We start from the raw sequence: 15,141 nt of genomic DNA on the forward strand, positions 1-15,141 counted from the left end.
GAAGGCCGGCCCGGGGGAGACGGATCGACGAAGGGGCAGGAATCGTGGCGGCATTGGCACGCTGGTGCTATCGGCACCGGCTGGTGGTCCTGGTGCTGTGGGTGGGGGCGCTGTTCGGCCTGGGGGCCGCGGGCAGTTCGGCGGGCACCAACTACTCCAACAGCTTCAGCCTTCCGGACACCGACTCCACACACGCGTACGACCTGATGGTCGAGGCATTCCCGGAGAGCTCGGGCGACACCGACACGGTGGTGTGGCGGGTCTCCGAGGGCTCCGTGCGCGACACGGCGGTACGGGAGCGGATCGAGCCCGCGCTCAAGGAGATCGCGGGCATGAAGGGCGTGGGTGACGTCGCGAGTCCCTACGTCCCGGCGGGCGCGACACAGATCAGCAAGGACGGGCGAATCGCCTACGCCCAGGTCACCTTCGCCGAGCAGGCCAACGGCGTGCCGAAGAAGCTGGTCGAGGACCTCGTCGACACCGCGCAGGACGCCGGGCGGGCGGGCATCCAGGTCGAGCTCGGCGGGCAGGCGATCGCACGCATCCAGGAGCCGCCGACCGGCACGGCCGAGCTGGTCGGCATCGCCGCCGCGGCGGTCGTGCTGTTCCTGGCCTTCGGCTCGTTCTTCGCGATGGTGCTTCCGCTGGTGATCGCCATCTTCGGGGTCGGCACCGGAATGCTGTCGACGATGCTGCTCAGCCACGCGACGGATGTGCCCGAAGTGGCCCCGCTGCTCGGTTCGCTGATCGGTCTCGGCGTCGGCATCGACTACGCGCTGTTCATCGTCACACGCCACCGCAAGGGCATTCTGCGGGGCATGGCGCCCGAGGACTCGGCGGTCACCGCGCTGAACACCTCGGGGCGCGCGGTGCTGTTCGCGGGCGGCACGGTGTGCATCGCACTCGCCGGAATGCTCGTGATGAACATGCGGTTCCTCGACGGCGTGGTGATCGCCACCTCGCTGACAGTCGTCCTGAGCGTGCTGGCCGCGATCACGCTGCTGCCCGCGCTCCTCGGCGTCCTGGGCATGCGCGTACTGAGCAGGCGCCAGCGGCGCAGGCTCGCCGCGAACGGCCCCGAGTCCGTGGAGCCCGGCGGCGCCGCCGCCCGCTGGTCCGTGACCGTGCAGAAGCGGCCCAGGTCCATCGCGCTGGTCGCGCTCGTGGTGATGGCCGCGCTCGCGATCCCCGTGCTGTCCCTGCGGCTCGGCGCGAATGACCAGGGCAACCACCGGGACGACACCACGACCCGGCAGGCGTACGACCTGCTCGCCGAGGGTTTCGGCCCCGGTTTCAACGGGCCGCTGCAACTGGTCGCGAAGGACGCCGAACCGGCCGCCGTCCAGAGCCTGGTGGGCAAGGTGCGTGCCACGGAAGGTGTGGCGCAGGTCGTCGCACTGCCCTCCCGGCCGGGCTCCGGCGTCACCGTGATCCAGGTCGTCCCCACGACATCGCCGCAGTCCGAGCAGACGGACCGGCTGATCGACACCCTGCGCGAGGAGGTCATCCCGCAGTCGGGCGAGGAAGTCCATGTCGGCGGAGTCACCGCGATCTTCAAGGACTTCGCGGCGGTGACCGGTGACCGGCTGCCCTACTTCGTCGGGACGATCATCGCGCTCGGCTTCCTGCTGCTCCTGATCGCGTTCCGCTCGCTCGTCGTCCCGCTGACCGCCGCCCTGATGAACCTGATCGCGGCCGCGGCCTCCTTCGGCGTCCTGGTCGCGATCTTCCAGTGGGGCTGGGGAGCGGAGGCGCTCGGCCTCGGCAAGGAGGGCCCGATCACCGCCTTCCTGCCGGTCATCATGCTGTCGCTGCTGTTCGGTCTCTCGATGGACTACCAGGTCTTCCTGGTCAGCCGGATGCACGAGGAGTGGGTGCATACGAAGGACAACGCGCGGGCGGTACGGGTCGGTCTCGCCGAGACCAGCCGGGTCATCAACTGCGCCGCCCTGATCATGATCTGTGTCTTCAGCGCCTTTGTGCTGAGCGGTGACATGGAGGGTGCGATGGCGGGCATCGGGCTCGCGGCGGCGGTGGCGCTGGACGCGTTCATCCTGCGTACGGCGCTGGTGCCGGCGGCGATGCATCTGCTCGGGAAGTCCAACTGGTGGCTTCCGGCGGGCCTGGAGAAGCGGCTGCCGCATCTGGCGGTGGAGCCGAGGGAGGACGCGCCGGAGCCCGCGCTGTCCGTGCCGGGTCCGCGCGCCCGGCCGGGAGCCGGGGCGGGGGCGGGCGGGTCCGCAGTGCACGGCTTCGTCCGCACGGAGTCGGGCGAGCCGGTCGGGGAAGCGATCCTCACCCTCGTCTCGCCGGGCGGCAGCCAGGTGGACCGCGTGGAGTCGCTGGCCGACGGCTCGTACATCCTGTCCGCTCCGGCCGGTGGCGCGTACATGCTGGCCGTGACGGCGGGAGTCCATGAGCCGTGGGTACGCCACATCATGATCGGCGGCGATCCACTGGTCCACGACGTGGTCCTGTCGGACCTGGGCGTGAGCCGCTGAGCGTTCCGGTCCCGTGGCTCCGGGCAGGAGCCTCGGGACCGGCCGGTTACTTCTTGCGGGCGGCGACCGTCTCCGCCATCCCGGGCATGAAGTCCGTGAACAGATCGTGCACTTCGTGGACGAGCGGTCGCAGCACCCGGAAGCGGGAGAGCGCGACACCGCGGGTGGTCAGCCGGGCGCCGCGTTCGGCCAGCCGCCTGGTGCGCTCGCGGCCCTCCGAGCGGTCGAAGACCCAGTACAGGACGAGTCCCATCTGGGACAGCCACATCAACTCGGGCAGGGCGTCCACGAGTTCGTCGGCGACCTTGGCCTTGGAACCGGCCAGTACCTCGCGGTGGATGGACAGGGCCGCCTCGCGGGCGTGCTCCGACTCGGGGGAGAACGGGCTGAGCGGGCTCTCCGGGTCGGCGGCGTTCTTGAAGAACTGCGCCGCGAACTCGTGGTACGGCTCGGCGATCTCCAGCCAGGACGTCAGTACCCCGGCGAGCCGGGTCTCCAGGTCAGTCTCCCGGTCCAGGATGGGCCGGACAGCCGCCTGGTGCTCGGCGCCGATCCGGTCGTAGAAGCCCTGGACGAGATGTTCCTTGGAGGCGAAGTAGTAGTACGCGTTCCCCACCGAGACACCGGCCTCTTTGGCGATGGCCCGCATCGTCGTCCTGTCGTAACCGCGCTCCTGGAAGAGACGGAGCGCGGTCTCGAGGATGAGCGTGCGGGTCTGCTCGCTCTTGGGGGCCGCCTTCACTTCTGTCACGGTGTCCGAGCCTAACCGGGAACGGAGCACCGGTCGTCGCAGGGAGTGCCGTCGGCCCCTCCCGCCGCGGTCGCCTCGCGGTACTTGGACGCCGCGAGCATCGTCACCCGTACGAACGGCAGGCCTGCCGGGGTGGCGAGCCAGTGGGCCCTCGGCCGGTGCTCGGCCAGCGCCCAGAGGCAGACGATCCAGGCGGCGGGGCCGGTGTAGATCTGGCCCCTGTCGCCGATGACGGTGATCTCCCGCAGGGTCGCGGTGTGGTCGAGGCGCGGGTATCTGCGCCGCGCCTCGGCCGACCCCGCGGGCACCAGGTCCAGCGGTACGAGCTGCCTCTGCCGCAGCAGCCAGCTGCGCAGGTGGACGCAGAGGGAGCACTGGGCGTCGTACAGGACGGTCAGTCCCCGGACCGGGGTGCCCATTGCGCTCACGCCCCGGTGGGACCGGTGGCCGGCGCGGCCCACGGGCCGGGGCCCGCCTGGGTCGTCCAGCCCTGCGGCCCGACCGGCGGAGTCTGCTCGCGCTCCATCAGTCCGCGCCGGCGGATCTTGTTGAGGACCCAGACATTGCCGAGGTGCATGACGCCGAGGACGAGGAGTACGACGCCGAGCTTGACCGAGAGCGCCTCGAAGAGCCCGCGGGCGTCCTCGACGGCGTCGGCTGCCTTGAGGTAGAGGGCGACGAAGCCGAGGTTCACGAGGTAGAAGCCGACCACCAGGAGGTGGTTGACGGCGTCGGCCAGCTTCTCGTCCCCCTTGAGGACGCTGGCGATGAAGATGCGTCCGTTGCGGCTCAGGGTCCGCGCGACCCAGATGGTGAGCGCGACGCTGATCAGCAGGTAGACGACATACGCAACAACAGTGAGGTCCATCCCCCACCCTCCCTTGAACGTGTTCAAAAGCTGGCAGTCATGACTGTAGACCTCCTTTTGAACATGTTCAAGCGATGGGTGTGGCGGTGCCCGGAGTTGGTGGGCCCGGTCGGCCCGGTCCGGTCGGCCCGGTCCGGTCGGCCCGGCCCGGTCCGGTCGGCCCGGCAAGATCGGCCGGACAGGACCTACGCGTCGCGCCGCAGTTGGGCCGTGATCGTGCGGTCGGTGATCCTGGCGTCGTCCGCCAGCGCAAACGCCGTCGACAGGATCAGCGACAGCAGTCCGCCGTCCTCCTCGAAGGGCAGAAAGAGCCGCTCCCCGCCCGCCCCCGAACGGTCCACCGCGATGCGGAGAAACGCGTCATCGGGCTCCCTCAGGATGCTCCCCGAGCCCAGATGGATCTTGTACGTGTGCAGTTCGCCGCGCACCCTCAGGAACCGGTCGGTGAGCTCCACCCGTTCGGCGATCCGGGTCCGCGGCAGCAGCCGGGCCAGCGACTGGCGGCGTATCCGCGCCGACTCGGTGAGCTCGCCGAACGCCCATCGCTCCCAGTACCCGTCGTGCGCCCGCTCCTCGCCGCTGTCGCGCCACCCCGGATCCGCCCCGATCGACGCGACTGTCACGAACAGGTCGGCGTCCCGCATCGCCTCGGTCAGCACCAGCGGCGGTACGGCGGCGAGCTCGGCGGGCTCCCACGGTCCGCGCGCCCCGCGTCGCCGCTCGAAGCACAGCCGGTCCGTGGAGCACAGCGACGCCAGTCCGCCGTCCGACTCCTGCTCGACCAGTTCGACATGGAACCGGGCGCGCCAGAACTCGCCCTCGCTCAAAGTCAGTTCACCGGCGCGCGGCAGCTCCCGCACCATCTCGGCGGCGTATCCGTCGCTGAAGTACCCCAGGTGGTTTCCGGCCCAGCCGCGCTCCACGAGCAGCGCCTTCGCCTGGTTGTAGCGCAGGACGTGGCCGGCGAAGCGGTCGGAGTGGGTGCGGGTCTCCTCCTCGGCGGGGGTGAGCGGATAGACCTCCCGGAAGCCCTGCTTGAAGGGCTGACGCAGCTCGCGGTCGGTGAGCTCCTCGTGCCAGGTCCGTATTTCCTCGGCGTCCGCCCGGACCGGATGCCACAGCCGCAGCACGGCCCTGTCCGTCACGGGGACGGCCGTGCCGTCCACCCCGGCCAGTGCACAGCCGCCCGCCGTACGCTCCGGCAGTCCGGCAACCCACTGCCCGCCTTCGTCCGCGCTCGCCTCCCAGATCAGCGCCCGGGTCAGAGTGCCGGTCACCGGATGGTCGATGTAGTACCGCTCCCAGTCGCCTGCCGCCCACCGGGTGCCCGCCATCAGGTGCTCTTCCAGCCGTGCGCGCTCGACCGGCATCAGTGTGCGCAGCTGCTTCAACGCGGCCCGGATGTCGGTCAGTTGCTCGCCGTACTCCTCGCGGACCGCTTTCGGCGCGGACTTCAGCACCTGGCCCTGCGGCCCCCGGAAGGACAGCGCGGGTGTCCCGGACGCGGTGACCGACAGGACCGCCGTGTAGTCGCCCAGCGCCTGTTCGCGGATACCGCGCGCATCGAGGCCCACGGACGGCACGGCCCGCTCCCTGAGCATCGACGGGGTGATCCCGCCGCGCTCGGCCACGGCCTGCAGTGCGGCGGTGATGCCCTTGAGCACGGTGCGGTTGCGGATGGTGCGCTGCAGACGGCCGAGCCAGTCGACGGCCTGCTCGCCCTGTGTGCCGCCGAAGTCGCCGAGGACCGCGACCGCGGTCGTGGCCATCTTGCCGTTGCGGCAGTAGCCGCCGGAACCGCCGGTTCCCGTACCGGAGTTGAGCGCGACCGCGCCGACCGCGGGCACCACCCAGTCGGCCCCGATGTCCGCCGCGGCCCACAGCAGCCCGCGCACCAGCCGGGTGTTGCCCTCCGAGGCGATCCCCGGCCAGGTGCTGCCACTCACCCAGGCGCTCGCCGCGACCCGGTGCTCACGCTGGTCGCCCATCCCGTCCAGCAGCGCCCGCACCGTCTCCTCGCCCCGCTCCGTGCCTGCCAGGAGGGCCCGGGCCTGCCTGCGCCACCGCTTGGTGGCGCGCACCTGGCCCTGTGCCACGCAGTGCTCCAGGAACGCGGCGACCCCCGGCCCGGCGAGCAGCTTCGGATGGTCCGTGCGCATCCGCGGCCCGAACTCGTCCTCGTCGTCGAGCAGGACCGGCGGCAGCCCCGTGTCGTCGGAAGGCTCCGGCCCGATGAGGGCGTCCAGCCGCGCCCGCATCGCGAAGTTCTCGGATCCCTCGTCCTGCCCTCCCCAGGCGGACAGGGACACCTGACGCGCGGCCCGCAGCAGCCGCCGGTCGTAGCCGCCCGCCTCCTTCGCCGCGGCCAGCGGCAGTCGGGCGAGCGCCCCGAACTGCCGCAGCAGCTGCCCCGGATCGACCAGCGCGTCCGCCCCCACCAGACGCCGCAGCAGCGTGCCGGCCTCCGCGGCGGTCCAGCCGAGGCGCTGCTCCGAGAGCCAGGGCACCGCCCAGTCGTCGGCGCGGTCGGCACCGCCGTGGCACAGGTTGCGGTGTATCCACAGCGCGGCCCGCCGCCGCTGGTCGAGGGTCAGGGACTCCAGCAGCTCCCGCACCGGCGTACCCCCTTGGGTGCGCTGACGCACCCCCGCCTCGTACAGTCTGGTCTCCAGGCCGTCCGTCGTCACCGTCATCGTGCCGGTCCCCTCCCCGAGCTCAACTCCTCCTGACGGTACGGGCCGCCACTGACAGCCGGCTCGGCGGACCCGAATCGCCGGACTCCCGGCACCGCCGCCGAAGCTACAGCCGGCGGATCCGCGGAGCCCCCGTCACCGACATCACCAGCGAGTACAAACCGGTCGTCGCCGTGATGAACAAGCGGTTGTTCTTCGGGCCGCCGAAGGCGATGTTGGAGACCGCCTCTGGGACGCGGAGCCTGCCGATCAGGGTGCCGTCCGGGTCGTAGCAGTGCACTCCGCCGTCCATGGCCGCCGCCCACAGGCGGCCCTCGTCGTCGAAGCGGATGTTGTCGAAACGGCTGACGTCGTCCGTCACTTCGGCGAAGACCTTGCCGTCGGAGAGGGTGCCGTTCTCGCGTACGTCGAAGACGCGGATCTGGCCGGCGCGGGTGTCGGAGACGTACAACTTCCGCTCGTCGAGCGAGAAGACCAGGCCGTTCGGACCGACGAAGCCGTCGGCGACCAGCTGGACCTCGCCCGTCGCCGGGTCGGCGCGGTAGACGTTGCACGCGCCGATCTCGCTCTCGGCGCGGCAGCCCTCGTAGTCGCTCGTGATGCCGAAGTCGGGGTCGGAGAACCAGACGGAGCCGTCGGACCGTACGGCCGCGTCGTTCGGGCTGTTGAGGCGCTTGCCCCCGAAACGGTCGGCGAGGACGGTGAGCCTGCCGTCGGGTTCGGTGCGGGTGACGCGGCGGTTGCCCTGCTCGCAGGAGATCAGCCGGCCCTCGCGGTCGAGCGTGTTGCCGTTGCTGTGCCCGGCGGGGGAGCGGAAGAGGCTGATCGCGCCGGTGGTCTCGTCCCATCGCAGCATGCGGTCGTTGGGGATGTCGCTCCAGATCAACTGCCGCCAGGCGGGCAGATACAGCGGGCCTTCGGCCCAGCGGCAGTCGCCGTGGAGCTGCTCCAGGCGCGCATCGCCGTTGGCGCAGCGTCCGGTCCGGAAGCGGTCGTCCAGGATCTCGTATATCGAGGCGTCATCGATGGTGGACATGGTCAGGCCCTCCAAGCATTCAACTGAACTAGCTTCGGCACGACATGCATATCCCGGAATGAGGTATGGTCGCAAGCGTGGATGGCATTGATCGTGAGCTCGTGGCACTGCTCCAGGAGGACGCCACTCAGGCATACGCGGCGCTGGGCAAGGCCGTTGGTCTCTCGGCGGGCGCGGCGCACGAGCGGGTGAGGAAACTGCGTGAACGCGGAGTCATCCGCCGTACGACCGTGGAGGTGGACGCCGCCGCGCTCGGGCAGGGCGTGCTGGCCTTCGTCATGGTGGAGTCGTCGGCGTGGATGGGGGAGTCGGGGGCCGCGTTCGCCGTCATCCCGGAGATCCAGGAGGCGCACATCATCGCGGGCAGTGCGTCGGTGCTGGTGAAGGTGCGCACGGCCACGACGGAGCAACTGCAGGACGTGCTGCGGCGGTTGTACGCGATCGACGGGGTCAGCGGCACGCAGGCCACGGTTTCCCTGCAGACGTTCTTCGAACGTCCCGTCTCCCCACGGGCGGGCTGACCCGACTCCCAGCCCGCCCGTCAGTGGCGGCATCTACCCTTTGGCGTACCGGAGCTGACCCAGACGCGTGACCGCTACATGCTGGCGAGCGAACGCGCGTAATTGATCTGCCCCATGACCTGCTGGAACGTTTCCGGGCCACGCGCCGGGATCATCGTCGAGTGGTGCTTGCCGCCGCTCGTCACCGTGACCTGGATGAAGCCCGTGGTCTTCTTCTCCTTCATCAGCAGGAACAGCAGCCCCAGCAGGCAGAAGATGAAGAAGATGACCGCGAGCACGATGGCGTGGGTCGGCATCTTCTCCTCGGTGTGCGACATGTCGGTGGCGTTCCACACCGAGCCCCGCAACGGCAGCGTGCCCGCGGGAGTCACGATCGAGTCGCCCATGACACTGATGTCACCGATCGACACCAGAGGCGCCCCGCCCATCGCGGCCGGGGCCCCTGCCGGTACGGGAAGAGCGGGCTGCGTCTGGCTGTAGTCGGGAGCCTGGTTCGGATACCCGTACCCCGGCGCCTGGTTCGGGTAGCCGTAGGCCGGCGTCCCCGGAGGCTGCGTCGGCCCCCACTTGTACTCGGGCTCTCCGTCAGCCGCGTACGGATTGGGCTCGCTCATGGTCTCGTCCCCGCTTTCCTGCTGCTCATGTCAGACGTTCCCCGATCCTGCCAGGTATCGCCTCGCCCGGTGAACCCCGGGCACCAAAGGGCCCCGCCTCACACAAAGTTGAGACGGGGCCCCGGTACCGTTCGGTCAGAAGCGACGCGTGATCAGCGCGCGCTTGACTTCCTGGATCGCCTTGGTGACCTCGATACCGCGCGGGCAGGCGTCCGTGCAGTTGAACGTCGTGCGGCAACGCCACACGCCGTCCTTGTCGTTGAGGATCTCCAGCCGCTGCTCCCCGCCCTCGTCACGCGAGTCGAAGATGAAGCGGTGCGCGTTCACGATCGCCGCCGGGCCGAAGTACTGGCCGTCGTTCCAGAACACCGGGCACGAGGACGTGCACGCGGCGCACAGGATGCACTTGGTGGTGTCGTCGAAGCGCTCGCGGTCCTCCGCGGACTGCAGACGCTCGCGCGTCGGCTCGTTGCCGGACGTGATCAGGAAGGGCATCACATCGCGGTACGCCTGGAAGAACGGCTCCATGTCCACGACCAGGTCCTTGAGGACCGTCAGGCCCTTGATGGCCTCGACCGTGATGGGCTTCTCCGGGTTGATGTCCTTGATCAGCGTCTTGCAGGCGAGCCTGTTCTTGCCGTTGATCCGCATCGCGTCGGAGCCGCAGATGCCGTGCGCGCAGGAGCGCCGGAAGGTCAGCGAGCCGTCGACGTCCCACTTGATCTTGTGGAGACCGTCGAGCACACGCTCCTTCGGGTCGATCTCGATCTGGAAGTCCTGCCACTGGGCCTCGTCGGAGACCTCGGGGTTGAAGCGGCGGATCCGGAAGGTGACCGTGATGTAGGGCGAGGCGGCGGCTTCCGCCTCCACCTTGTCCAGAGTCGGGGTAGCCATCAGTACTTACGCTCCATCGGCTGGTAGCGGGTCTGGACGACCGGCTTGTAGTCGAGACGGATCGACTCGACGCCGTCGTCGCCCACCTCGCGGTACGCCATGGTGTGGCGCATGAAGTTGACGTCGTCGCGGTTGGGGAAGTCCTCGCGGTAGTGACCGCCGCGGGACTCCTTGCGGGCCAGTGCCGAAACGGCCATGACCTCGGCCAGGTCGAGCAGGTTGCCCAGCTCGACGGCCTCCAGCAGGTCCGTGTTGAAGCGCTTGCCCTTGTCCTGGATGGACACGTTCAGGTACCGCTCGCGCAGCTCGCCGATCTTCTCGACCGCGGTCTTGATCGTCTGCTCGGTGCGGAACACCATGACATTGGCGTCCATGGTCTCCTGCAGCTCGCGGCGGATGTCCGCGACCCGCTCCTTGCCGGTGGAGTTGCGCAGCCGCTCGACCTGCGCCTCGACCAGGGAGGCCGGGTTCTCCGGCAGGTCGACGTAGTCGCTCTTCGCCGAGTACTCGGCGGCGGCGATACCGGCGCGCTTGCCGAACACGTTGATGTCGAGCAGCGAGTTGGTGCCCAGGCGGTTGGCGCCGTGCACCGACACGCAGGCGACCTCACCGGCGGCGTACAGACCCGGCACGACGGTGGTGTTGTCGCGAAGGACCTCACCCTGGACGTTGGTCGGGATGCCGCCCATGGCGTAGTGCGCGGTCGGCTGGATCGGGATCGGGTCCGTGTACGGCTCGATGCCGAGATACGTACGCGCGAACTCGGTGATGTCCGGGAGCTTCGCGTCCAGCTGCTCCGGCGGCAGGTGGGTGAGGTCCAGGTAGACGTGGTCGCCCTCGGGACCGCAGCCGCGGCCCTCGCGGATCTCCGTGTAGATGGAGCGCGAGACGACGTCGCGCGAGGCGAGGTCCTTCATGACGGGCGCGTACTTCTCCATGAAGCGCTCACCGTCCTTGTTGCGCAGGATGCCGCCCTCGCCGCGAGCGCCCTCGGTGAGCAGGATGCCCATGCGCCAGATGCCCGTCGGGTGGAACTGGAAGAACTCCATGTCCTCCAGCGGCAGTCCGCGCCGGTAGCAGGCGGCCTGCCCGTCACCGGTCAGCGTGTGCGCGTTGGAGGTCACCTTGAAGAACTTGCCGGTGCCGCCCGAGGCGTAGATGACGGCCTTCGCCTGGAAGATGTGGATCTCGCCGGTGGCCAGCTCGAACGCGACCACGCCCGCCGACTTCTTGACGCCGTCGACCTCGGTGATCAGCTGGTCCAGGACGTAGAACTCGTTGAAGAACTCCACGCCCTCCTTGACGCAGTTCTGGTACAGCGTCTGGAGGATCATGTGGCCGGTGCGGTCCGCGGCGTAGCAGGACCGGCGGACCGGGGCCTCGCCGTGGTTGCGGGAGTGGCCGCCGAAGCGGCGCTGGTCGATGGTGCCGTTCGGGGTGCGGTTGAACGGCAGGCCCATCTTCTCGAGGTCCAGGACCGCGTCGATGGCCTCCTTCGCCAGGATCTCGGCGGCGTCCTGGTCAACCAGGTAGTCACCGCCCTTGACCGTGTCGAAGGTGTGCCACTCCCAGTTGTCCTCCTCCACGTTGGCGAGCGCGGCGGCCATGCCGCCCTGCGCGGCGCCCGTGTGGGAGCGGGTGGGGTAGAGCTTCGTCAGCACGGCGGTACGGCTGCGCTTGGTCGACTCGATGGCCGCGCGCATGCCCGCGCCACCGGCGCCGACGATGACGGTGTCGTACTTGTGGATCTTCATTGGTCTCGTCAGCCCCGGCTTTAGCGGATGTTCGGGTCGAAGGTGAAGATCACCAGCGTGCCCAGAAGGATGGTGAACACCGTGGCGGTGTACAGCAGGCCCTTGAGCCACAGGCGCGTGTTGGCGCGCTCGGCGTAGTCATTGATGACGGTACGCAGGCCATTGGCGCCGTGCAGCATGGCGAGCCACAGCATCAGCAGATCCCAGACCTGCCAGAACGGGGACGCCCAGCGGCCGGCCACGAAGGCGAAGCCGATCTTGGAGACGCCGCCGTCCAGCACCAGCTGGATCAGCAGGTGGCCGATGACCAGGACGACCAGGACGACACCGGACAGGCGCATGAAGAGCCATGCGGCCATCTCGAAGTTGCCGCGGGTCGCCTTCGGGGTCTTGCCGGTGCGCCTGCGCGGGGCCTCGATGTACGGGGCCGGGTGGTCGACGTCGTAGGGGCTCGTGCCCTCGACGGGGCCGACGGCGGAGGTGGTGTCGGCGACTGTGTTGTTCGAAGACATTGTCTGGCTCAGCTCCCGAACAGTTCACGAACGGCGTGGCCGAGCACCGGGTACAGGGCGCCCACCATCAGCACGAACCAGATGACCATCACGATCCAGAACATCCGCTTCTGGTAGCGCGCGCCCTTGGACCAGAAGTCCACGGCGATGACACGCAGGCCGTTGAGCGCGTGGAAGAGAATCGCGGCCACGAGGCCGTATTCGAGCAGCGCGACGATCGGCGTCTTGTACGTGGCAACGACGTCGTCATACGCCTCGGGGGAGACGCGGACGAGAGCGGTGTCCAGCACGTGTACGAACAGGAAGAAGAAGATGAGGACGCCGGTGACTCGATGAGCCACCCAGGACCACATTCCTTCCCGGCCGCGGTACAGCGTTCCAGCCGGCACGGAAGAACCCTCCGAAAGCGGGGATTGGGGCCATGCCGGCTTCTCTGTCGGTCTGGCCCGGCCGGGTACGGTCCACCGGCCCCGGCCATCGTAGCGACGACTTGTCGGTTCGCTCGCCCGGGGTCCATAGGTGTGATCAAACAGGCAACAAACTGCCTCGGACGGGCTATCGGGAAGCCCCCGCGACGTCTGATTCCGGATGGTTGGCCACTACATGCGCCAGTCGGGAGCGGGCGAGGCCGCGCAGCTGCTCGGCGGAGACGGCCCGCTCCTCGTCCGGTTCGTGGCCGAGCCGGGCGCGGATTCCGGCGAGCACCTGGTCCAGGTACTCCTCGGGGCGGTATCCGTCGAGACTGATCACGAAGGCGTGGCCGAAGCGGCTCTCGTACGCGGCGTGGGCGGCGGCCAGCGCGGTGTGCGCCGCCTGGGGCGCGCCCGGGTGGAGACCGGCGGAGGACTCGACGGCGAGGGCCTCGGAGAGGTCGGCCTGCGAGAGGTCGTAGCTGGCCTCGTCGGCGGCGGCGAGGAGGGCGTCGACATCGGGGTAGGGGCGGTGGGCGACCAGCCGCTGGGCCCAGCGGTGGCTGCCGCAGCAGGCGAGAAGGGTCGCTTCGGCCGTGTCGGCCGCTGCGGTGTTGAAGCGCTCGAGGCCGGGTTCGCCGCCGCGCTGGCCGGGTAGCTGGGGCGAGAGCGTGGCCGGTATGGCCGAAGAGGCGAGCGCATGCTGGGTGTGGTGGAGTGTCGGCGGTCGCTTCGGGAGGCCGGCGTGGGATTCGCTGGACAGCGTGGGCTCCTCGAAGGGGACAGCAGGACGGCTGGGAAGTGTGGGGTGGATGAGTCGTAACGCTAGCCGTGGCTGCCGGAAGCTGTCCGACGGATGCGCGATTTTCACCCGGACGGGAGAGTTTCGACTCGTGTGATGGACGATGGTGGGGGTGGTTCGCGGTAGTTACGCCAGATATTGGAGGTATCCGAGTGGTACGGCACTCTGGGCGTGCCAGGTTCACGGGCGCCTTCCTCGCCGGGGCAGCGGCCTTCTCGATGACGCTGACCGGCTGTTCGAGTGACGAGCCGCCCACGGCGGCCGGCCAGACGCGGGGCGGGACCAAGGCACCCGCGGCCGTGAGCCCGTCACCGAAACCGACCCCGACACCCTCCAGGACCTACGCCCTCTCCCGGGCGCCCGCCACCATCCCCGCCGTACGCACGCACGAGGCAGCGCGCGGGCCGGGCTGGCGGCCGGGGCCCGGCGGCGGGGTCGTCGTCGCCAAGGGCAGCGAGGCGCTCGCCGACGAGGCGCGGCTGCTCGCCGGCGAGCTGAAGCTCGGCTACCGCGGCGCGGTCGCCGCCCGCGCCGGCGACGTGCAGCTGGCGCTCGGGGCCGGGGGCGCGCGCGAGTCGTACACCGCCCTCACCAGCGGCGGCCGGGTCAGAATCACCGGACCCGACGAGGCGGGTGTCTTCTACGGGACGCGGACCCTCAAGCAGGCGGTGAAATCGGGCGGCGCGATGCCGGAGGGCGTCGTACGCGACCGTCCCGACCGGCCGCAGCGCGGCCTGATGGTCGACATCGCGCGCAAGCACTTCTCCGCCGCCTGGATCGAGGCCCGGCTGCGCGAGATGGCCGACCTCAAGCTCAACCAGCTCGGCCTGCACTTCTCCGACGACCAGGGCTTCCGCATCGAGTCGGACTCGCACCCCGAGATCGTCTCGAGCAGGCACCTGACCAAGGCGGAGGTCCGCCGGATCATCGACCTGGCCGCGCGGCTGCACATCACGGTCATCCCGGAGATCGACTCCCCGGGACACCTCGGCGCGGTGCTCGCCGCCCATCCCCAGCTCCAGCTGCGGGACGCCGCGGGCAGGCAGGTGCGCGGGGCGATCGACATCGGACAGCCCGCGTCGGCCGAGATCGTGGACGAGCTGCTGAAGGAGTACGCGGACCTGTTCCCCGGCGCGTACTGGCATCTCGGCGGAGACGAGTACCAGGCCCTGGTCCGGCGCAACCCGGAGGCGTCGTTCCCGCAGCTGGCGGCACTCGCCCGCCAGAAGTACGGCCCGCAGGCACGGGTCCAGGACCTGGCGACGGCCTGGGTGAACGACCGCGCGGCGGTGGTGCGCCCCCTGGGCAAGAAGCCCAAGGCGTGGAACGACGGCTTCTTCCGCGGCGGCGTGGTCAGGGCGGACAAGGACCTCGAGGTCGAGTACTGGACGGGCAAGGAGATCGGGGCCAGGCCGCCGCTGGAGTACCTGCGCGAGGGCCGGCGGCTGGTCAATGTCAACGACGAGTACCTGTACTACGTGCTCGGCCAGCCGCAGACCTTCGTCTATCCGACGGGCCGCCGGATCTACGAGCAGTGGACCCCGTTCGTGATCCGCGGCACCCAGCCGGTGCCCCGTAAGTACTCGTCCCAGATCCTGGGCGGCCGCTTCGCGGTCTGGTGCGACCTCGCCAACTCCCAGACCCAGGAACAGGTGGCACGCGGCATCGCGATGCCGCTGCGGGCGACGTCCCAGAAACTGTGGGACCCGCGGAAGCCGGCGCGGAGCTGGCAGCAGTTCCAGGAGCTGGCCCGGAAGCTGGGCTGAGGGGCGGCCGGGCGCTCGC

General features: G+C 69.8%; 14 protein-coding genes. 3 read left to right on the top strand and 11 right to left on the bottom strand.

The window, feature by feature from the left end; genetic code table 11:
* Window positions 1-53 precede the first annotated feature (53 nt).
* On the top strand, window positions 54-2,501 hold the full coding sequence (locus OG741_RS24655) for an MMPL family transporter (RefSeq protein WP_405605746.1): 2,448 nt from the start codon (window positions 54-56) through the stop codon (window positions 2,499-2,501).
* A gap of 46 nt (window positions 2,502-2,547) precedes the next feature.
* On the opposite strand, the gene OG741_RS24660 is transcribed toward OG741_RS24655, so the two are convergent.
* The 5 genes from OG741_RS24660 to OG741_RS24680 form a co-directional block, all read right to left on the bottom strand.
* On the bottom strand, window positions 2,548-3,252 hold the full coding sequence (locus OG741_RS24660; protein ID WP_266486797.1) for a TetR/AcrR family transcriptional regulator: 705 nt from the start codon (window positions 3,250-3,252) through the stop codon (window positions 2,548-2,550).
* Window positions 3,253-3,263: 11 nt separating this feature from the next.
* A complete protein-coding gene (locus OG741_RS24665) occupies window positions 3,264-3,671 on the bottom strand; it encodes a thiol-disulfide oxidoreductase DCC family protein (protein WP_405601312.1) in 408 nt (135 codons plus the stop codon).
* A 5-nt stretch (window positions 3,672-3,676) separates the two neighbouring features.
* On the bottom strand, window positions 3,677-4,120 hold the full coding sequence (locus OG741_RS24670) for a hypothetical protein (RefSeq protein ID WP_266486800.1): 444 nt from the start codon (window positions 4,118-4,120) through the stop codon (window positions 3,677-3,679).
* Between the two features lie 185 nt (window positions 4,121-4,305).
* The gene (locus OG741_RS24675; RefSeq protein ID WP_405601315.1) at window positions 4,306-6,813 is read right to left on the bottom strand and encodes a DUF4132 domain-containing protein; all 2,508 of its coding nucleotides are present in this window, start codon (window positions 6,811-6,813) and stop codon (window positions 4,306-4,308) included.
* Window positions 6,814-6,919: 106 nt separating this feature from the next.
* Complete coding sequence (locus tag OG741_RS24680; protein ID WP_405601316.1) at window positions 6,920-7,849, bottom strand: SMP-30/gluconolactonase/LRE family protein; 930 nt, start codon at window positions 7,847-7,849, stop codon at window positions 6,920-6,922.
* Between the two features lie 77 nt (window positions 7,850-7,926).
* Between OG741_RS24680 and OG741_RS24685 the strand changes: the two genes are divergently transcribed.
* On the top strand, window positions 7,927-8,370 hold the full coding sequence (locus tag OG741_RS24685; RefSeq protein ID WP_405601317.1) for an Lrp/AsnC family transcriptional regulator: 444 nt from the start codon (window positions 7,927-7,929) through the stop codon (window positions 8,368-8,370).
* A gap of 74 nt (window positions 8,371-8,444) precedes the next feature.
* On the opposite strand, the gene OG741_RS24690 is transcribed toward OG741_RS24685, so the two are convergent.
* The 6 genes from OG741_RS24690 to OG741_RS24715 all read right to left on the bottom strand — a co-directional run bounded on the left by OG741_RS24690 (window position 8,445) and on the right by OG741_RS24715 (window position 13,236).
* Window positions 8,445-8,984, bottom strand: a complete 540-nt coding sequence (locus OG741_RS24690; RefSeq protein ID WP_266486803.1) for a hypothetical protein — start codon at window positions 8,982-8,984, stop codon at window positions 8,445-8,447.
* Between the two features lie 135 nt (window positions 8,985-9,119).
* Window positions 9,120-9,878 (bottom strand): succinate dehydrogenase iron-sulfur subunit, encoded by a 759-nt coding sequence (locus OG741_RS24695; RefSeq protein WP_361902513.1) that lies wholly within the window; start codon window positions 9,876-9,878, stop codon window positions 9,120-9,122.
* Complete coding sequence (gene sdhA, locus OG741_RS24700; protein WP_389372567.1) at window positions 9,878-11,632, bottom strand: succinate dehydrogenase flavoprotein subunit; 1,755 nt, start codon at window positions 11,630-11,632, stop codon at window positions 9,878-9,880. Before sdhA ends, OG741_RS24695 begins: the two co-directional genes overlap by 1 nt.
* Window positions 11,633-11,652: 20 nt before the next feature.
* A complete protein-coding gene (locus OG741_RS24705) occupies window positions 11,653-12,144 on the bottom strand; it encodes a succinate dehydrogenase hydrophobic membrane anchor subunit (RefSeq protein WP_266486806.1) in 492 nt (163 codons plus the stop codon).
* A gap of 8 nt (window positions 12,145-12,152) precedes the next feature.
* Window positions 12,153-12,533, bottom strand: coding sequence for a succinate dehydrogenase, cytochrome b556 subunit (gene sdhC / locus OG741_RS24710; RefSeq protein ID WP_266486808.1), 381 nt, complete (start codon window positions 12,531-12,533; stop codon window positions 12,153-12,155).
* A 166-nt stretch (window positions 12,534-12,699) separates the two neighbouring features.
* Window positions 12,700-13,236: a 2-oxo-4-hydroxy-4-carboxy-5-ureidoimidazoline decarboxylase gene (locus tag OG741_RS24715; RefSeq protein WP_405605748.1), complete on the bottom strand. Its 537-nt coding sequence runs from the start codon at window positions 13,234-13,236 to the stop codon at window positions 12,700-12,702.
* 338 nt (window positions 13,237-13,574) lie between these two features.
* On the opposite strand from OG741_RS24715, the gene OG741_RS24720 reads away from it, so the two are divergent.
* Window positions 13,575-15,122 carry a beta-N-acetylhexosaminidase gene (locus OG741_RS24720; protein WP_405605750.1) on the top strand — a complete coding sequence of 516 codons (1,548 nt, stop codon included), beginning with the start codon at window positions 13,575-13,577 and terminating at the stop codon, window positions 15,120-15,122.
* The last annotated feature ends 19 nt before the right edge of the window (window positions 15,123-15,141 follow it).

Origin of the sequence: Streptomyces sp. NBC_01410 (assembly GCF_045040195.1) — a bacterium.
Classification (GTDB): domain Bacteria; phylum Actinomycetota; class Actinomycetes; order Streptomycetales; family Streptomycetaceae; genus Streptomyces.